The sequence below is a fragment of the Rhodococcus sp. 14-2496-1d genome, from assembly GCF_002259365.1.
In the GTDB taxonomy this organism is placed as follows: Bacteria; Actinomycetota; Actinomycetes; order Mycobacteriales; family Mycobacteriaceae; genus Rhodococcoides.
Genome location: NZ_NPFV01000028.1, coordinates 152,961 through 171,300, shown reverse-complemented (window position 1 = coordinate 171,300; position 18,340 = coordinate 152,961). Strand labels below are relative to the sequence as shown.

The following is an 18,340-nucleotide window of genomic DNA, read 5'->3' as shown; positions in this document are numbered from 1 at the left end:
GTAAAGTGACATTCATGTCATCGGACACTCGCGACCGGATACTCGACGCACTCGAAGCGATGCTGATCGAACACGGCTTGACCAAAGTGACCCTCGACAGTGTCGCCGCCGCCGCAGGCGTCTCCAAGGGCGGGCTGCTCTATCACTTCAAGACCAAGGACGCGCTGATCGCCGCTATGGTGCGACGACTCGGTGCCCAGGCCGATCAGCAGCGCGCCGACGCCGCAGCAGGCGGCACCTCGGTGGCCGAGTGGTATCTGCAACCACCCGACTCCATCTCCGAGAAGGAGATCGCCCTGTATCGATCGACCCTGGCCGCGTTGCGCAGCGTCGACGGCAATTCCGGCGAGGTGCAAGATGCCGTCACCGAGATGATGCGGTTGTGGGACGAGGGTCTTCGCACCGAAATCGACGATCCGGTTCAGGCCGAGATCATCCGACGCGTCGGCGACGGCATCTACCTCGGAGCCCTTCTCGATCTCCCGGGCGTCGACCCCGACCTGCACCGACAGGTGGTCGATCGCCTTCTCGGCCGGTGACTGCGCGCCGACAGGCCCGGCGCGCCGGATCAGGTCAGGTAGCGGTAGACCGGTGAACCCGGCTCCAACTGCTCGACGTGCAGGTGAGAATCCCGCATACGTTCGAGCAGCGGGCTCAATCCGCTCGCGAACCCGAGCTCGATGCCGACCAGAGCAGCACCGGTCTCGCGGTTGTTGCGCTTGACGTACTCGAACAGCGTGATGTCGTCCTCGGGGCCGAGCACCTCGTCGAGGAATCGGCGAAGCGCACCGGGTTCCTGGGGGAAGTCCACCAGGAAGTAGTGCTTGAGCCCCAGGTGAACCAGAGAACGCTCGAGGATCTCGCCGTAACGGGAGACGTCGTTGTTGCCACCGGACACCAGGCAGACGACGGTACTTCCGGCGGCGATGTCGAGGTGCTCGAGCGCAGCAACCGCGAGTGCGCCCGCGGGCTCGGCGATGACACCCTCGTTCTGGTACAGAGCCAGCATCGCGGTGCAGATCGCGCCCTCGTCGATCTGCGTGACCAAGAACGCACCGGGACCCGCACTGTCGAACACCGGCGCAGTGAGCAATGGCAACGACGCGTGCGAGACGACGGTGGCACCCAACGACCGGAGCGCCGCATACGGCACGTCCCCGATGCGGCGGACGGCGGCGCCGTCGACGAACGGATCGATGTCGGCGAGCGTGACCGGACCACCGGCGATCAGTGCGGCGGTCATCGATGCGGCACCGGACGGCTCGACGCCCACCAGCGAGGTCTGCGGTGCGCGCTCGCGCAGGTAGCTCGAGATGCCCGCGATGCATCCGCCGCCGCCGACGGGCATGACGACGACGTCCGGCGCGCCACCGAGCTGGTCGACTATTTCGGCAGCGATGGTGCCCTGGCCGGCGACGGTACGGGGGTCGTCGAACGGAGGCACCATGGTGGCACCGGTACGAGCGACATCCTCGGCAGCAGCTGCTGCCGCGGCATCGAACGTGTCGCCGATGACGATGAGATCGACGAACTCGCCGCCGTGCACCCGAATGCGGTCACGCTTCTGCTTGGGAGTGTTGGCCGGAACGTAGATGCGACCGCGGACCTGCATCGTGCGGCACGCGAATGCGACGCCCTGCGCGTGGTTACCCGCGCTCGCCGTCACCACGCCCACCGCACGCTCGGCCTCGGTCAGCTGGTCCATCAGGTTGTACGCGCCGCGAATCTTGTACGACCGCACGATCTGCAGGTCCTCGCGCTTGAGGTAGACCTTCGCGCCCGTCTCCGCGGACAGCCGTTCGCACAGCTGAAGGGGTGTCGCAGCAACCACCGAAGAAATACGCACCGCAGCGGCATCGATGTCGGCAGCGGTGACGGCTACCGAGGGTGAATGCTGGGAGGCGAGTTCAGGGGATGAAGACACCAGCACATGCTGCCACCAGCGTGGAACGGTTGCCCATCCGGGACCGCTCCACGACCGGACCGACGGCGTTTCAGACGCGGGAGAGTACGAGCACAGGTATCTCGCGGTCGGTCTTCTTCTGGTACTCCGCGTAGTCGGGGTACGCAGCAACCGAGCGTTCCCACCACACTGCCTTCTCGTCGCCGGTCACCTCGCGGGCGATGTAGTCGTGCTTGTCCGGACCGTCCTGAAGCTCGACGAGCGGCTCGGCCTTGACGTTGTGGTACCAGACCGGGTGCTTCGGGGCACCCCCGAGGGAGGCGACGATGGCGTACTCACCATCGTGTTCGACTTTCATCAGCGGTGACTTGCGCAGCTTTCCGCTCTTGTTGCCCTTCGTGGTCAGCAGCACCACCGGCATCCCGTTCATCGTCGTGCCTTCGGTTCCGCCGGAGTTCTCGTACAGCTCGGCCTGCTTGCGGGCCCAGTCGGATGAACTCGGTTCGTATTCTCCTGTCAATGGCATGGCTTTCAGTCAACACCTCGAGGCGTCGGCACGCCACGAGATCGTCGACATTGCCAGGTCCGGACCCCAAGTTCGGCCCACCGAATCTTTTGCGGGTATAGTCTGAACTTCCTGCAGCGGAGACCCGAACCTGCCGGTGGCACCAGAGGAGAACGCGATGACCTACACGAGCACCCAGGTGAGCCGTCGACCCGCTCCGGCCCTACGTACCGCGGACGTGGCGGGCATCGCGTGGCCCGTCTACAAGCTCGAGGCCCTCGCACTCGGGTTCATCGTGTTCACTGCGACGCTCGTCGTCGCCGGCTCCCTGCACGCAGCAGTGCTGACCGGCGCAGCAGTCGCCGTACTCACCTGGTGGACGCTGCGCCTGACCGAACTGGGTTCGACCGGACCGGCGTCAGCCCGTCAGGCAGCCCGGGCCGAGTAGCGCTTTCAGGTCGCCCATCAACGCCGATGTCGGCGTGACGCGCAGACTGTCGTCCAGCTTCATCGTGGTGATCTTGTCGCCACTGACCAACCGCAGGTGCACATCCGAGGTTCCCGGGTGGCTCGACAACACCCGCTTGAGGGCACCGACCTTGTCCGCCGTGCACAACCGAGTCGGCAGACTCACCGCGAGGGGCTTGTCGATGCCGATCGCGGACAGATCGGGTACCGCAAGATCGTTGGCGATCAACGAGATTCGATCGTCGCGCACCGACACGCGGCCCTTGACGAGTACCACCGAGTCCTCGGTGACATCGGCACCGAACACCGAATACGCCTGCGGGAAGAACAGCACCTCGATACCGCCGGCGAGGTCCTCAAGCTGAGCCGACGCCCACGTCAGGCCGTTCTTGTTGATCCGACGATTCACCGAAGCCAGAATGCCGCCGACGGTGACCTGTGTGCCGTCCTTGATGTCACCCTCGAGGATGGTGGGGATGTTGCAGTCGGACTTCGCGGCGAGCATGTGCTCGACGCCCAGCAGCGGGTGTCCCGAGACGTACAGGCCGAGCATCTCGCGTTCGAGGGCGAGCCGATGCTTGGATTCCCACTCCTCGTCCGGCACCCGAACGTTGAACACGGCGGAGATGGACTCGTCGGCATCCTCGCCGCCGAACAGATCGAACTGACCGATCGCCTCGGCCTTCTTGGTGCCCATCACCGCGTCGATGGCGTCGGCGTGGATGAGCATCAGGCCCTTGCGGGGATGATCGAGTGAGTCGAAAGCACCTGCCTTGATGAGGGATTCGGTGACCTTCTTGCTGCACGCGATCGCATCGATCTTGCCGAGGTAGTCGGAGAAGTCGGTGTACTTGGACTTCTCCGATCGCGCCCTGATGATCGAGGCGACAACGTTGGTACCGACGTTGCGGACGGCACCGAGCCCGAACCGGATGTCCTTGCCCACCGACGCGAAGTTGAGTTCGGATTCGTTGACGTCCGGTGGCAGCACCGTGATGCCCAGCTTGCGGCAATCGGCGAGGTAGATCGCGGCCTTGTCCTTGTCGTCGCCGACGCTGGTGAGCAGTCCGGCCATGTACTCGGCCGGGTAGTTGGCCTTGAGATATGCCGTCCAGTACGACACCAGGCCGTAGCCCGCGGAGTGAGACTTGTTGAACGCGTATCCCGCGAAGGGCAGCACGGTGTCCCACAGCGCCTTGATGGCCGCCTCGGAGAAGTCGTTGTCCAACATGCCCTGCCGGAACCCGGCGTAGGCCTTCTCCAGCTCGGAGAGCTTCTTCTTGCCCATGGCGCGACGCAGCAGGTCGGCCTGGCCGAGGGTGTAGCCGGCCACCTTCTGCGCAAGCTGCATGATCTGCTCCTGGTAGACCACCAGGCCGTAGGTCTCGCCGAGAATCACCTTGAGCGGCTCTTCGAGCTCCGGGTGAATCGGCTTGACCTCTTGCCTTCCGTTCTTGCGGTCGGCGTAATCGTTGTGCGAGTTCATGCCCATCGGACCCGGCCGATACAGGGCAAGGACGGCGACGATGTCCTCGAAGCCGGTGGGCTGCATCCGGCGGAGCAGATCGCGCATGGCGCTGCCGTCGAGCTGGAAGACGCCGAGAGTGTCTCCGCGAGAGAGCAAGTCGAAGGTCGCCGGATCGTCGAGCGGGAGCGCGTCGAGGTCGATGTCGATGCCGCGGTTGGCCTTGATGTTGTCGATGGCGTCACCGATGACGGTGAGGTTGCGCAGACCCAGGAAGTCCATCTTGAGCAGACCGATGGCCTCGCACGACGGGTAATCCCAGCCGGTGATGATCGCGCCGTCCTGCGCGCGCTTCCACACCGGAATGGCATCGGTGAGCGGCTCGGACGACATGATGACCGCGCAGGCGTGCACGCCCGCGTTGCGGATCAGGCCCTCGAGCCCCTTGGCCGTCTTGTAGATGGTCGCGACGTCGGGGTTTGAGTCGATCAGGGCCCTGACCTCGACGGCTTCCTTGTAGCGCTCGTGCGCCGGGTCGGTGATGCCGGCCACGGAGATGTCCTTGGCCATGATGGGCGGCGGAAGTGCCTTGGTGATCTGATCGGCGATTCCGAAGCCGGGCTGGCCGAACTGCACGCGCGCGGAGTCCTTGATGGCGGCCTTGGTCTTGATGGTGCCGAACGTGATCACCTGGGCCACTCGATCGCTGCCCCACTTCTCGGTGGCGTAGCGGACCATCTCACCGCGGCGACGATCGTCGAAGTCGATGTCGATATCGGGCATCGACACGCGCTCGGGGTTGAGGAATCGCTCGAACAGCAGACCGTGCGGCAATGGATCGATGTTGGTGATACCCATCGCGTACGCGACGAGAGAGCCCGCGGCCGAGCCTCGACCGGGCCCGACGCGGATGCCGACGGCCTTGGCGTGGTTGATCAGGTCGCCGACGACGAGGAAGTACGCCGGGAAGCCCATCTCGAGAATGACCTTGATCTCGTACTCCGCGCGCGCGAGGTAGTCCTCGCCCGGGCCGTCGGGGAACCGCCGCTCGAGCCCGGTCATGACCTCGTGGCGCAACCACGTGCCCTGCGTGTGCCCCTCGGGCACGGGGAAGATCGGCATCCGATCACGGTGTGCCCACACCTCGTCGTAGGGCTGCACCCGCTCGGCGATGAGCAGGGTGCTGTCGCAGGCACCGGGCACCTGATCGTCCCAGAGCTCGCGCATCTCGGCGGCGGACTTGAGGTAGTAGCCGTCACCGTCGAACTTGAAGCGAGTGGGGTCGCTGAGCGTCTTACCGGTCTGGATGCACAGCAGCGCCTCGTGATTCTCGGCGGCGTCCTTGGTGACGTAGTGGCAGTCGTTGGTCGCCAGCGGCGGGATCGAGAGCTTCTTGCCGATGTCGAGCAGACCTTCGCGGACGCGTCGCTCGATGGACAGACCGTGATCCATCAGCTCCAGGAAGAAGTTGTCCGGCCCCCAGATCTCGCGCCACTTCGCGGCAGCCTCCAGCGCCTCACGATCCTGGCCCAGTCGCAGGCGAGTCTGCACCTCGCCCGACGGGCAGCCGGTGGTGGCGATGATGCCCTCGGCGTGCGAGGCGATGATCTCCTCGTCCATCCGGGCCCACTTGCCCAGCTGCCCTTCGATGGAGGCGAGGGAGGACAGCTTGAACAGGTTGCGAACTCCGGTGGCGTTCTCGGCGACCATCGTCATGTGCGTGTACGCACCGCTACCGGAGACGTCGTCGGACTTCTGGCTGCGGTCGCCCCACAGCACGCGCTTCTTGTTGAAGCGAGACTCCGGGGCGATGTAGGCCTCGATGCCGATGATCGGCTTGATTCCGGCCTTCTTGGCCTCGTTGTAGAACTCGCTGGCCCCGTACATGTTGCCGTGGTCGGTCATGCCGACTGCCGTCATCTCCAACCGCGCCGCCTCGGCGAACATCGCCCCGATCTTGGCGGCACCGTCGAGCATCGAATATTCGGTGTGGTTGTGCAGATGAACGAACGAATCGGCCACGAAGGTTCTCTCCTGAAGGTCGTGCGTTGTCGACAGTACGAGCCGCGAACGTACTCACTGTAAGCGGTCGAACCGACAGATTTTCCACGCTGCCGGTGTGTCCTGGGAGGACGTGACGGGTGTGACGGATGCGACGAGAAATCGCCTCATTCGGTCGGCACGAGACCGTCGTCCGGAAGCGGCCCGACGACGTCGACGTACTCCGGCAGAAGCGGCTCGACCGCGAACTTGCCGGACACCGCATCCGGCGGAAGAGCTTGCACCGCTCGCACATCGGGCCGGCCGGCCAGCTCGGTGAGCTCGGCAGGGGTCCCGCGCACCACCACTGTCACCACACAGGCGCACCCGTCGAGCAGACGTCGCTGCGACACTGCGGCGATCTGCGCCTGCCGGTCCCCCACACCGAACGACGCCGCCGCCAGGCTCGCTGCACGCGCGGTCGAATTCAGTACCGAGCGCTCACTGCCGGGTACACCCACGGTGAGTATCGGAGTCTGCACGCGGTCGAGCGGAACACGCACCAACACCTGCGAGATACGGACCCCGTCGGCGACGGTACGAACCTGTTCGGCGGTGAGTTCGCGATCGAACGACACCGAGCCCCATCGAGGTTCGGTGGTGTCGCTGCGCAGACTCTCCTCGGCGCGGGCCAGGTACTCGGCCACCTGCTCGCCACTGTCCGGGCCGAGGCGGTCGGTACTCACGATCGACTGTCGTACCGGATTCAGGTGCCCGATCACCGCGAGCGCCCCGATCACGAGTGCCGCGACAACGACGCCGCCGAGCACTCCGGAGACTCCCCTGCTGCGCATCACGCCTTCCGAAGCACCTCGAGTGCGTGCTCGAGGTCGGCCGGATACTTGCTCTCGATCTCGACCCAGCGGCCGTCGGACGGATGCGCGAAGCCGAGCGAGCGAGCGTGCAGCCACTGCCGTTCCAGGCCCAACCGTTCGGCCAGCCGTGGATCGGCTCCGTAGGTCAGATCACCGCAGCACGGATGCCGCAGCGCCGAGAAGTGCACCCTGATCTGGTGCGTACGACCGGTTTCCAGGTGCACGTCCAGCAAGCTCGCGGCCTGGAACGCCTCGACCGTGTCGTAGTGGGTGACGCTGGGCTTGCCGTCGGCTCGGACGGCGAACTTCCAGTCGTTGCTGCCGTGTCGACCGATCGGGGCATCGATAGTTCCACTGCTCGGATCCGGGTGGCCCTGCACCAGTGCGTGGTAGCGCTTGTCGATGGTCCGCGCCTTGAACGCCCGCTTGAGCACGGTGTACGCCCGCTCGGACGTGGCGACCACCATGACCCCGGACGTGCCGACGTCGAGGCGATGGACGATGCCCTGCCGCTCGTGCGCACCGGAGGTCGAAATACGGAATCCAGCGGCCGCGAGACCACCGATGACGGTGGGGCCGGTCCAGCCGACACTGGCATGCGCAGCGACCCCGACCGGCTTGTCCACGGCCACGATGTCGTCGTCGGCGTACAGGATTTCCATCCCCTCGACCGGCTCCGCCTCGATCGTCAACTCACGGGCGGGCTCGGGCAACGTCACCTCGAGCCACGAACCGGCCGCCAGCCGGTCGGACTTGCCGACGGCACCGTGATCGACCAGAACCGAGCCCTCCTCGGCGAGGGTCGCGGCGACGGTACGCGAGAGCCCGAGCAGCCGAGCCAGACCGGCGTCCACCCGCATTCCGTCCAGGCCGTCGGGGACGGGCATCGAGCGCGATTCCCTCACTTGTCGGCCTCGGAACTCGACTTGCCGGCTCGTTCACCGTTCGGCTCGAACCCGAACAGGCTCAGGACGACGAGCAGGATGGCACCACAGACGATGGACGAGTCGGCCACGTTGAACACCGGCCACCAGCCCACCGACACGAAGTCGACGACGTGTCCCTGGAACGGGCCGGGTGCCCGGAAGAAGCGGTCGATCAGGTTGCCGAGTGCGCCGCCGAGAACGAGACCCAATCCCAGTGCCCACCACGGCGATCGCAGCGTCCGACCGATCTTGATCACTCCGATGACGACCGCGACGGCCACCACCGTGAGCAACCAGGTCATTCCGGTGGCCATCGAGAACGCCGCACCGGGATTGCGTACCAGCCGCAGCGTCACGACGTCTCCGACGATCTCGATCGGGTTGCCGGGCTCGACGTAGTGCACGACCAGAATCTTGGTCACGAGATCGAAGAGAAGAATCACGGCCGCGATCACGATCAGCAACCGCGTCTTGAGCGGCTTCGAAAGTCCGATCTCGGCGCTGTCGGCTTCGGTCACCTGCGAGTCCGCGGTCTCGTTCGGTGCCGGAACACTACTCGTCTCGGCTGGCGGATCGTCGGCGCGGTCTTCACTCACCTGTCCATCATGGCGTATGGACGGCGGTGGGTCCTCATCCGTGCCGCGCACCACCGGTCACCGCGGGCGGTGTCAGTAGCCTGGTGCGCGTGAAGACGACCGATCGAAACCGCACCGTCCGCTCCGGTTTTCTCGCTGCCTGCTGTGCAGTGGCACTCGTCGCCGGATGTTCGAGCACCGACGCCGACTCCGATCCAGCTCCCGATCAGGCCGCGTCCTCGAACGAGGTGACGATCGCCGTGACACCGACGACCACGACGGTCGTCGACCCCGGTGCCGAGCCACGGCGCGTGCTGGCTTTCGACACCTCCGACTCCGACGAGCAGACCGTGGACCTGACCACCACATCCACCGTGTCGCAGCAGATCGACAACGGTGCTCCGCAGGACTTCTCGAGTCCCGATCTGACCGTGCCCCTGTCCGCGTCGACGTCCGAGACCGTGCCGGACGACGACGCTGCTACCGGCGCGACCAGATCCGTCGAGCTCACCATCGGAGCTGCGACGTCACCCGACGAGGGACTGACCGACGCACTCGCCGCCTCCGAGGGCTCGACGGCGCGGCTGGCGAGCACCGACTCCGGAGCGATCACCGCACTGCACATCACCCCCGCCGACGCCGCGCTCGATACCGCCCGCGCGGCGATCGAACGGTCGTTGAACGCCGCGGTGTACCGCTCCGTCGACTTCCCCGACGCAGAGGTGGGAGTGGGCGCGGTCTGGACGGTCGATCAGCAGGTACTGAGCGGCATCACCTTGAACCAGCGCAGCACTGTCACGCTGCGAGCGCTCGACGGTGACCGAGCGACCCTGGACGTCGCGATCACCCAAACGCCCGAATCGTCGACATGGAACCTGCCGGACAACGCCGGCACGCTGAACATCGCGACGTACACCTTCACCGGCTCGGGAACGCTGGAGATCGATCTGACCCGTCCACTCCCCGTCGGCGGGTCGATCACTGCAGGTGGTGAGCAGATGTACACCGATCCCGACAGCACGACGGTGCTACGCCAGACCGTCGGAGACTCCATCGGCTGGGCTGCCCGATGACGGCGCGGACCACGACGCAGCTGCTGGCGGCGCTGGCGCTGGTCGGCGTCGCCGCGGCCGGGTGCGGTGCAGACGAGCCTGCCCCGAGCCCTGCAGCCGCACCCAGCTCCGTCCCCGCGCCCGATCCTCTGCTCGGCACCCCCATCACCGACTCCGGCGTCCTGGCCGCGGCGATGTTGGGTCTCGGCGACCTCCCGGACGGGTTCTCCTCGATCCCCGACCCGGTCCAGGATCTGGGGCTCGACCCGGCTCCCGAGTACGACTCCCCCGACAGGTCCGGTACCGACCCGGCCGAATGCGCCGCTGTCCTGGCTCCGATCTCGGAGCAGCGGGGCGGGGCGACGTCTACCGCAGTCGCCCGCTTCTCGGGACCGAACTTCTCGTCGATCGACGAGGATGCGGCGAGCTACTCCGATACGGGCACGGCCGAGGCGTTCACGGCGATTCAGCAGGAGTGGGCAGGGTGCACGACGTTCAGTGGTACGGATGCGGACGGTGTGAGCGTCGACTATGCGCTGGCAGGCCGGGAGCAGTCGTCGGTCGGTGACGCATCGGCCTCGGTACGCCTGACCACCAGCAGTGAAGGGTTCACCTTGATCTCCGACGTGGTGGTGGCCGTGGTCGATTCGACGGTCGTCCAGATCGTCGTCTCCGACCGGAGTGGCCTGGAACCCGATACGGTCACCGCTGTCGCCGAGGCGGCCGTCGAGCGCATCCGATCGGTGACACCGAGCATGTGAACCGGGCGGTCGCCCCACGAAAAACTGCCGGTGACACATCCCCGAGGGGACATGTCACCGGCAGTTCTACTGTCGGTCAGAGACGATCGGCAGGACTCAGGGTGCGGGGCACGCCGGGCTGGTCAGCTGAGCGAGCGAGACGATGCCGCAGGCGTTCTCCTTGGAGAGCTTCCACACGCCGTCCTCGGGGACGAACTGGAAGGTGCCGGGGTTGGCCTGGCCGTTGAGCGTGATCGTGATGCCGGCATTGAGAACGCCGGTGCCGAGATCGTCGATGCTGGTGATCTCGATCTGGGCGTTGTTGGCCACTGCAGCGGCGGCGACCTGGTTGATCAGATCCGGATCGGCGGATGCACCCTGGATCAGGGCGGCCTTCTCCTCGACCGGAACGTTGGGATCGAGCCCGCGGGCGAGCTCGGCGTTCAGCTCTTCGACGGTCGGAACCGGGGGGTACGCACCGGCGTCGGGAGCGGCAACCGCAGAGGTGGTGACAGCCGTCGTGGTCGCGGTCGGCTCGTCACCGCCTTCCGAGCTGCAGGCGGTCATGGTGAGCGCTGCGGCGATGGCGATGCCGGCAACCATTGCCCGTCGGGTGTTGCGAAGCTTCAAGTGCTTGTCCTTTTCACTCTGAGTCACATCTCGATCGTTCTGTGACTCGTCGGTCGTCTGGAATGGGGTCGTCTCGGACCTGGTCCACTATGTCAGCTCGACACGCCCGAGTCACAACGCGATCGGCATACCTGTGAAACCTCACAGAGTTTCCTCAGCCAGGCCACAACTCACTCGAGGCTGTCGAGAACGTCGGCGACGACCAGGTTCTCGTCCGATTCCGCGAAGGTACGCGCGATTCCCGGCCCGGTGGTGCGAGTCTCGAATCTGACGGTCACCACCGAGTGACCGGCCCCCTGCACCCAGCCGTGGCCGAAGTCGGGATGCCGCACATCCATACCCGGCTGCCACCGAGGGCCTTCCGGGACGACGACATCGGCGGCGGCCTCGATCGGGGCGGGCGACTCCTCGGTCGCATCGGCGACCGGCTCGTACTCCAGTTCGGGAAACAGCGATCCCTGCCGAACGGCCGACAGCCCGGCCAATCCGACCCCGACCAGCCTGATCGGACCGACATCGACAGGATCGACGGCAAGTCGCTGCGCCGTTGCCACGATGGTCTGCTTGTCCACCGTGGCGTACGGCAACGTGGCCGATCGAGTGATGATGCTCATGTCGGACTTGCGTAGCTTGAGTACCACCGTCCTGGCACCCCGACCGTCCTTCAGCAATCGGCGATGCGTCGAGTCGACGATGGACTCGATGGCCGGGCGAAGCTGCGCGAGAGAGATCAGGTCCTGGGCGAACGTCGTCTCGGCGCTGACCTGTTTGGCCTCGGCTCGCTCGGCCACGACTCGGTTGTCGATTCCGCGCGCCAGCTGATGCAGGCTCGGTCCCATCGTGGCCCCGAGGATCGACGCCACCTCGGACTCGGGCGTGGCCACGAACTTGCCGATGGTGTCGATGCCCAAGCGCCGCAAACGCTCTCCCGCCACCGGTCCGATCCCCCACAGCTTCCGCACCGGAAGAGCCGCCATCAGCTCGGCCTGGATTCCCGGAGCGACGACGGTGATGCCGTCGGGCTTGGCCAGTCCCGACGCGATCTTGGCGATCTGTTTTCCGGATCCGGCACCGATCGAGGCGACCAGCCCGGTCTCGGCGAGAATCAGTGCGCGCAGGCCGGCGCAGAACTGCTCCACCTCGCGAACCGTCGCCCCGGCCAGTTCGAGCGGCTCACCGAACGCCTCGTCGATCGAGAGTTGTTCGAGGACGGGCATGGGTCCCCGCAGTGCCTCGAAGGCGCGTCGGCTCAGCTCCGAGTAGAGAACGAACCGCGGCGGCAACACCACGGCCCCGGCCCCCACCAGTCGGCGAGCCTGATGCATCGGCATGGCCGAGCGCGCTCCGAACGCGCGGGCCTGGTAGCTGCAACCGGCCACTACTCCCCGCCCGCCCGCGCCACCGACGAGAACCGGGCGGCCCCGCAACGTGGGCCGCGTCAACTGTTCGGCGGAGGCGAAGAACGCGTCCATGTCCAGATGCAGCACCCATCGACGACTCCGCAGGGTGTGGTCGGCGGTATCGGGCACGGTCGTCAACGACGGTCGTCGGTGGCGAATCCGAGAGCGTGCGCGGCGCGTTCGGGTGTGGGATCCGACCACAGTTCGCCGTACGTCTCGTTGGTGGTCAGCGATCGCGTGTGGGCGGTATCGATGTACAGAGTGCCGTGGAGGTGATCGGTCTCGTGGGCCACGATCCTCGCCGGCCAGCCGCTGACCACCTCGTCGATCGCGCGCCCGGTCTCGTCGGCGCATTCGAGCCGGACTTCCGCCGCTCGGGTGACGACCGCCTGGTAGCCGGGAACACTGAGACATCCCTCGTAGAAGTCCGCCGTCCGCGTCCCGACCGGGGTGTACCGCGGATTGATCAGTACCCGGAACGGAAGCGGCGTGCGCTCTCGGACGCGGGCGACGTCCGCTCCCACCTCGTACAGATCCTCGATCACCGCGATCTGCAACGGAATACCGATCTGCGGGGCAGCCAGACCGACACCGGGCGCGTCGTGCATGGTTGCGCGCATCACCTCGATCAACTCCCCGAAAGTCTCGGAGTCGAGCTGCCCGGCGTACGGCACGGCCCTCGACCGCAGAACCGGGTGGCCCGCGGCGACGATGGCCACGACGCCGCCGTGAGCTTCGGCGAGAAGCTCACGAACGGCGTCGACCGAGACGTCGCCGTCGATCATGACGACTTGGTGATCGCTGCTCGCACTCCCTCGCCGAGATCGCTGCCGTCGTCCCCCACGTGTCCGTCGACCAGCGAGAGCGCGAGCACCTCGCCCGCGATTAGATCACGATGAGTGTCGAGCCACGCCTGCCGATGTTCGGGGACGTCGATGACGATGTCGATTCGATCCGAGACGTCGAATCCGTGATTGCGACGCGCGTCCTGGAGTTCACGGATGCGGTCCTTGGCCCAGCCCTCCGCCTCGAGCTCCTCGGTGACGGCGGAATCGAGCACGACCAGTCCGGCGTTTCCTGGCAACGGTGCCGTCGATTCGGGCTCGGCGGCAACGAGTTTGCGCGTGTACTCCTCCGGTAACAACGCGATGCCTGCCGCGCTGACGACTCCGTCGGCGTCCTCCGACCAATCACCTGCCTTGACGGCCTTGATGACCGTCTGGACGTCCTTGCCGATACGCGGGCCCGCGGCACGGGCATTGACGACGAGCTCGAACTTTCCGTGTACGGCGACGTCCTCGGTGAGATCGACCTTCTTCACGTTGACCTCGTCGGAGATGATGTCGACGAACGGACGCAGCCGCTCCGCATCGGCGGCTGCGACCGTCACCTCGGGCAGCGGCAACCGCACGCGCAGATTCTGGGCCTTGCGCAGACCCAGCACCGTGGAGCACACGGTGCGGACCTCGTCCATGCTCTCGACGAGTTCGGGATCCGACGGCAGTTCGCCTGCCTCGGGCCAGTCGGTCAGGTGCACCGAGCGGCCACCGGTCAGTCCACGCCACACCACCTCGCTGATCAGCGGCAAGAGCGGGGCGGCGATGCGAGTGAGCACCTCGAGCACGGTGTGCAGGGTGTCGATGGCGTCGGCGTCCTCGCTCCAGAACCGCGAACGCGACCGGCGCACATACCAATTGGTCAGTGCATCGCAGAACGTGCGCAGCTCGTCGCAGGCACCGGCGATGTCGTTGCCCTCGAGCGCATCGGTGATCGCGTCGCGGGTGGCCGACAGCTTGGCCAACACGTAGCGATCGAGCACGTTCGGCGAATCGGTTCGCCACTGCCCGGGCTTCGACGCGTAGAGCTGCAAGAAGCTCCACGCATTCCAGATCGGCAGCAATGCCTGGCGAACGCCTTCGCGGATACCCTGCTCGGTGACGATGAGGTTGCCGCCACGCAGGATCGGTGAGGACATCAGGAACCACCGCATGGCGTCGGAGCCGTCGCGGTCGAAGACCTCCTTGACGTCGGGGTAGTTACCCTTGGACTTGCTCATCTTCAGTCCGTCGTCACCGAGCACGATGCCGTGTGCGGCAACGGTCTTGAACGCCGGGCGATCGAACAGCGCGGTCGCCAGCACGTGCAGGGTGTAGAACCAGCCTCGCGTCTGGCCGTTGTACTCGACGATGAAATCGCCCGGGTTGTGTGTGGAGAACCACTCCTCGTTCTCGAACGGGAAATGAACCTGCGCGTACGGCATCGAGCCCGACTCGAACCAGCAGTCCAACACCTCGGGGACGCGACGCATCGTCGACTTGCCGGTCGGATCGTCCGGGTTGGGCCGGGTCAACTCGTCGATGTACGGGCGGTGCAGATCGGTCGGTCGCACGCCGAAATCACGCTCGAGCTCGTCCAGGCTGCCGTACACGTCCAGACGCGGGTACGCCGGATCGTCGGAGGTCCACGCCGGGATCGGGCTGCCCCAGTAACGGTTTCGGCTGATGTTCCAGTCGCGTGCACCTTCGAGCCACTTGCCGAACTGGCCGTCCTTGATGTGCTCGGGAACCCAGGTGATCTCCTGGTTCAGCTCGACCATCCGATCACGGAACTTGGTGACCGCGACGAACCACGACGGCACCGCCATGTAGATCAGGGGCTGACCACTGCGCCAGCTGTGCGGGTACGAGTGCTCGATGGTCTCGTGCCGCAGCAACCGACCCGAGGCCTTGAGATCCTTGATGATCACCGGGTTGGCGTCGAACACCATCAGACCCTCGTACGGCGGCACCAGCGAGGTGAACTTTCCGCCCGCGTCGAGCGGTTGCACCACCTCGATACCGTTCGCGGTGGCGACGTCCATGTCCTCCTCACCGAAAGCCGGTGCGAGGTGGACGATTCCGGTGCCCGAATCGGTGGTGACGTAGTCGGCCTCTAGCACACGGTGCGAGTTCTCGTGGCCGAGAAAGAAATCGTAGGGAGGTGTGTAGGACAGCCCGACCAACTCGGCACCGGTGTGCTCGGAGAGCACCTCCGGCTCCTCCCCCAGTTCCTTCGCGTAGTGCGAAAGACGTGCAGCGGCAAGCACGTAACGCTCACCGTCCGCGCCTCGCACCTGCACGTACTGCACCTCCGGATGCACCGCGATCGCCAAGTTCGACGGAAGGGTCCACGGCGTGGTGGTCCAGATCAGCGCGTTCGCACCGTCCAGGGGCGAGCCGGGAGCCGTCAACGGCATCGTGACGGTGACCGCGGGATCCTGACGCATCTTGTAGGCGTCGTCCAGGCGGGTCTCCTGATTGGACAACGGTGTCTGCTCGTACCAGCTGTACGGCAGCACCCGGTATCCCTGGTAGATCAGGCCCTTGTCGTGCAGCGTCTTGAACGCCCACATGACCGACTCCATGAAGTCGACGTCGAGGGTCTTGTAGTCGTTGTCGAAGTCGACCCATCGCGCCTGCCGGGTGACGTAGTCCCGCCACTCGTCGGTGTACTGGAGTACCGACTGCTTGCAGTAGGCGTTGAACTTCGCCAGGCCCATCTCGTCGATCTCGGACTTGTCCTTGATGCCGAGCTGCTTCTCCGCTTCGAGCTCTGCGGGCAGACCGTGGCAATCCCACCCGAAGCGACGCTCGACCTTCTTGCCCCGCATCGTCTGGAATCGCGGGACGAGGTCCTTGACGTAACCGGTGAGCAGGTGACCGTAGTGCGGCAGGCCGTTCGCGAAGGGAGGGCCGTCGTAGAAGACGAACTCGTCCGCACCTGCTCGATTGTCGATGCTGGCACGAAAGGTGCCGTCCTCGGCCCACTCGTGCAGAACGATGCGCTCGAGATCCGGGAACGGGACGCTGCCCGAGCGGCCCTCGGCGAGGTCCACCAATGGGTAGGATCCCGAGTTCGGACGTTCGGTTGCATCTGTCATGTCAAGTCTCCTCCGTGCCGGCCACGTCTCAGACGCGACGCAAAGTTGGCACGGGGACGACATCCGGGCGATTCGTACGCCCGATACCGCGGTACCACCCCGCTTGCACGCTCTCGACGACCGTGTCGTCGGAGTGCGCCACTCCAGACGAGCTGTGACGGGCTCACCCGTTCGGTTCTACTGAACACCGTTCCCAAGCACCTGGGTGCTTCGTACCGACGTCGTTCTTCCGAAAGCTCCCCGGTGATGGCCGGATCGACGCCGTTGAATCTGACACCTGTGAATCTCACACCTGCGAATTTCACACCTGCGAATCGTGATGCTACCTGTCGAGCTCGGGCGGCGGTCTTCGGCCCGTGAGCGCGCCGACCAGAAGTAGAACAGCACCCACGATGCAGACGGCGATGCACGCCCAGGCCCAGACGACGGATCCCGTCATCAGGGCAATAACCAGAAAGCCGAAACCGATCGCAGCCGCGCCGAGAGTCAGGACCAACACACCGATTCCTCGCTCACCACTCGACGCGACAACCTGATCCGACGCTGTCCACGATCGACAGCGTCGGAGGTCGGTGGTGCGTCAGTTGCCCTTGGCGTACGACTGGCTGTACCCCGAGGACTGATTGTCCTGGTTGAAATTGTCCTGCCCGTTGTCCACCGGCAGCGCCGAGGAACGGTTCTCGAGCTCTTCGAGCTGCGATTCGAGGTAGGACTTGAGCCGCACGCGGTACTCGCGCTCGAACGTCTTGAGCTGCTCGATTCGACCTTCCAGCACCGAACGCTGCTGGTTGATCGTCGCCATGATCTCGGTGTGCTTGCGCTCGGCGTCGGCCTGCAGTGCGTCGGCCTTCTCCTTGGCCTGACGCAGCTGGGTCTCGGACCGGGTCTGCGCGTCGGACAACAGCGACTCGGACTTCTGGCGAGCCTCGGCCATCATCGACTCGGAACGGGTCCGTGCATCCGACACCAGACGCTCGGCGTTGGTGCGCGCATTGCCGAGCAGCTGCTCGGACTCCGACTTGGCGTCACCGGTGAGACGATCGGCCATCTCCTGAGCGAGGCCGAGAATCTTGGCGGCCTGCATGTTGGAGTCGCCGCTCTGCTGCGGAGCTGCTGCAACGGGCGCGACCGGCGCGGGCTGCTGCACCACGGGCGGTGGCTTGGGGGGATCCACCGGGCGCTGCGGCTCGGCCTTCGGTGCCGCGGCCTGAGCCGGCTGCGGGCTCTGCCGCGCAGCGCTCTTGGCGTCCGCAAGCTCCTGATCGAGCTCACCGACCCGCTGGCGTAGGTCGGCGTTCTCTTCGATCAGTCGCGACAACTCTTGCTCGACGAGGTCGAGAAAAGCGTCGACCTCGTCTTCGTTGTAACCGCGCTTACCGATGGGCGGCTTGCTGAACGCGACATTGTGCACATCAGCTGGAGTCAGCGGCATGGAAGGATCCCTTCACGCGTCTTGGGGCGGTAGAGCAAGCATTCAGTTATATGCCATTCCGCGCGAGTGCAGAACAATCAAACTGTAACTGGCGTCCATTCTGTCACACAGGACACGCAGCATGCGCTGGGTCCCGCGTTCTAACATTTCATCTGCGGCCTCAGGCCGCGAGACCACTGGTCACATTCCACGCGATGAAGACCACGAACAGCAGGACCATGATGGACAGGTCCAGTCGCACTCCACCGAGGTTGAGCGGCGGAATTATCTTCCGGAGGAACTTCACCGGCGGGTCGGTGACGGTGAAGATCGCCTCGAGCACGATGACGACCAACCCGGTCGGTTGCCAATCTCTCGCGAAAGTCCTGATGAACTCGACGATGATTCGACCGATGAGAAGGAGCCAAAAAAGAAACAATACGATGTTGATCACCGTGAACACGATCACGGCTATACTCTGCCTGACTTCA

17 protein-coding genes are annotated in these 18,340 nt (G+C 65.5%); 4 read left to right on the top strand and 13 right to left on the bottom strand.

Annotated features, from left to right (window positions below):
- The first annotated feature begins 14 nt into the window (after window positions 1–14).
- Window positions 15–539, top strand: a complete 525-nt coding sequence (locus tag CH296_RS20940) for a TetR/AcrR family transcriptional regulator (protein WP_094685720.1) — start codon at window positions 15–17, stop codon at window positions 537–539.
- Window positions 540–568: 29 nt separating this feature from the next.
- Here the strand turns inward: CH296_RS20940 and ilvA are convergent, their stop codons facing one another.
- Both ilvA and CH296_RS20930 read right to left on the bottom strand, forming a co-directional pair.
- Entirely contained in the window at window positions 569–1,924 is a 1,356-nt protein-coding gene (ilvA, locus tag CH296_RS20935; RefSeq protein WP_094685719.1) for a threonine ammonia-lyase IlvA, read from the bottom strand.
- Between the two features lie 70 nt (window positions 1,925–1,994).
- The gene (locus CH296_RS20930; protein WP_032394369.1) at window positions 1,995–2,429 is read right to left on the bottom strand and encodes a nitroreductase family deazaflavin-dependent oxidoreductase; all 435 of its coding nucleotides are present in this window, start codon (window positions 2,427–2,429) and stop codon (window positions 1,995–1,997) included.
- A gap of 157 nt (window positions 2,430–2,586) precedes the next feature.
- On the opposite strand from CH296_RS20930, the gene CH296_RS20925 reads away from it, so the two are divergent.
- The gene (locus CH296_RS20925) at window positions 2,587–2,856 is read left to right on the top strand and encodes a hypothetical protein (protein ID WP_094685674.1); all 270 of its coding nucleotides are present in this window, start codon (window positions 2,587–2,589) and stop codon (window positions 2,854–2,856) included.
- Here the strand turns inward: CH296_RS20925 and dnaE are convergent.
- The 4 genes from dnaE to lspA all read right to left on the bottom strand — a co-directional run bounded on the left by dnaE (window position 2,827) and on the right by lspA (window position 8,718).
- On the bottom strand, window positions 2,827–6,363 hold the full coding sequence (gene dnaE, locus CH296_RS20920; protein WP_032394370.1) for a DNA polymerase III subunit alpha: 3,537 nt from the start codon (window positions 6,361–6,363) through the stop codon (window positions 2,827–2,829). The genes CH296_RS20925 and dnaE overlap by 30 nt on opposite strands.
- A 146-nt stretch (window positions 6,364–6,509) precedes the next feature.
- The gene (locus tag CH296_RS20915) at window positions 6,510–7,175 is read right to left on the bottom strand and encodes a hypothetical protein (RefSeq protein ID WP_094647721.1); all 666 of its coding nucleotides are present in this window, start codon (window positions 7,173–7,175) and stop codon (window positions 6,510–6,512) included.
- The gene (locus CH296_RS20910) at window positions 7,175–8,101 is read right to left on the bottom strand and encodes an RluA family pseudouridine synthase (protein WP_032394372.1); all 927 of its coding nucleotides are present in this window, start codon (window positions 8,099–8,101) and stop codon (window positions 7,175–7,177) included. Before CH296_RS20910 ends, CH296_RS20915 begins: the two co-directional genes overlap by 1 nt.
- The gene (gene lspA / locus CH296_RS20905; protein WP_032394373.1) at window positions 8,098–8,718 is read right to left on the bottom strand and encodes a signal peptidase II; all 621 of its coding nucleotides are present in this window, start codon (window positions 8,716–8,718) and stop codon (window positions 8,098–8,100) included. The genes CH296_RS20910 and lspA overlap by 4 nt, the downstream gene beginning before the upstream one ends.
- A gap of 89 nt (window positions 8,719–8,807) precedes the next feature.
- Here lspA and CH296_RS20900 point away from each other — a divergent pair, with 89 nt between their 5' ends.
- Together CH296_RS20900 and CH296_RS20895 are read left to right on the top strand one after the other, a co-directional pair.
- Window positions 8,808–9,770 carry a hypothetical protein gene (locus tag CH296_RS20900; protein WP_230596641.1) on the top strand — a complete coding sequence of 321 codons (963 nt, stop codon included), beginning with the start codon at window positions 8,808–8,810 and terminating at the stop codon, window positions 9,768–9,770.
- On the top strand, window positions 9,767–10,510 hold the full coding sequence (locus CH296_RS20895) for a hypothetical protein (protein WP_094685673.1): 744 nt from the start codon (window positions 9,767–9,769) through the stop codon (window positions 10,508–10,510). Before CH296_RS20900 ends, CH296_RS20895 begins: the two co-directional genes overlap by 4 nt.
- 96 nt (window positions 10,511–10,606) lie before the next feature.
- On the opposite strand, the gene CH296_RS20890 is transcribed toward CH296_RS20895, so the two are convergent.
- The 7 genes from CH296_RS20890 to CH296_RS20865 form a co-directional block, all read right to left on the bottom strand.
- Window positions 10,607–11,092 carry a hypothetical protein gene (locus tag CH296_RS20890; protein ID WP_176459229.1) on the bottom strand — a complete coding sequence of 162 codons (486 nt, stop codon included), beginning with the start codon at window positions 11,090–11,092 and terminating at the stop codon, window positions 10,607–10,609.
- 197 nt (window positions 11,093–11,289) lie between these two features.
- Window positions 11,290–12,606, bottom strand: a complete 1,317-nt coding sequence (locus CH296_RS20885) for a DNA polymerase IV (RefSeq protein ID WP_094647824.1) — start codon at window positions 12,604–12,606, stop codon at window positions 11,290–11,292.
- A gap of 47 nt (window positions 12,607–12,653) precedes the next feature.
- Window positions 12,654–13,304, bottom strand: coding sequence for a peptide deformylase (locus CH296_RS20880; protein WP_094685672.1), 651 nt, complete (start codon window positions 13,302–13,304; stop codon window positions 12,654–12,656).
- A complete protein-coding gene (gene ileS / locus CH296_RS20875) occupies window positions 13,301–16,438 on the bottom strand; it encodes an isoleucine--tRNA ligase (protein WP_094685671.1) in 3,138 nt (1,045 codons plus the stop codon). The genes CH296_RS20880 and ileS overlap by 4 nt, the downstream gene beginning before the upstream one ends.
- A 322-nt stretch (window positions 16,439–16,760) precedes the next feature.
- A complete protein-coding gene (locus CH296_RS29045) occupies window positions 16,761–16,937 on the bottom strand; it encodes a hypothetical protein (RefSeq protein WP_045194919.1) in 177 nt (58 codons plus the stop codon).
- 81 nt (window positions 16,938–17,018) lie between these two features.
- Window positions 17,019–17,870: a DivIVA domain-containing protein gene (locus tag CH296_RS20870; RefSeq protein WP_032394378.1), complete on the bottom strand. Its 852-nt coding sequence runs from the start codon at window positions 17,868–17,870 to the stop codon at window positions 17,019–17,021.
- A gap of 160 nt (window positions 17,871–18,030) precedes the next feature.
- The gene (locus CH296_RS20865; RefSeq protein WP_032394379.1) at window positions 18,031–18,318 is read right to left on the bottom strand and encodes a YggT family protein; all 288 of its coding nucleotides are present in this window, start codon (window positions 18,316–18,318) and stop codon (window positions 18,031–18,033) included.
- Window positions 18,319–18,340: the final 22 nt, after the last annotated feature.

Bases quoted from the DNA above. Each gene is read 5' to 3' on its own strand.
- CH296_RS20890 (WP_176459229.1), bottom strand. From the start codon at position 11,092: ATGGTTGCCGGCATCGCCATCGCCGCAGCGCTCACCATGACCGCCTGC.
- ileS (WP_094685671.1), bottom strand. From the start codon at position 16,438: ATGACAGATGCAACCGAACGTCCGAACTCGGGATCCTACCCATTGGTG.
- CH296_RS20895 (WP_094685673.1), top strand. From the start codon at position 9,767: ATGACGGCGCGGACCACGACGCAGCTGCTGGCGGCGCTGGCGCTGGTC.
- CH296_RS20870 (WP_032394378.1), bottom strand. From the start codon at position 17,870: ATGCCGCTGACTCCAGCTGATGTGCACAATGTCGCGTTCAGCAAGCCG.
- CH296_RS20880 (WP_094685672.1), bottom strand. From the start codon at position 13,304: ATGATCGACGGCGACGTCTCGGTCGACGCCGTTCGTGAGCTTCTCGCC.
- CH296_RS20925 (WP_094685674.1), top strand. From the start codon at position 2,587: ATGACCTACACGAGCACCCAGGTGAGCCGTCGACCCGCTCCGGCCCTA.
- CH296_RS20915 (WP_094647721.1), bottom strand. From the start codon at position 7,175: ATGCGCAGCAGGGGAGTCTCCGGAGTGCTCGGCGGCGTCGTTGTCGCG.
- CH296_RS20930 (WP_032394369.1), bottom strand. From the start codon at position 2,429: ATGCCATTGACAGGAGAATACGAACCGAGTTCATCCGACTGGGCCCGC.
- CH296_RS20940 (WP_094685720.1), top strand. From the start codon at position 15: ATGTCATCGGACACTCGCGACCGGATACTCGACGCACTCGAAGCGATG.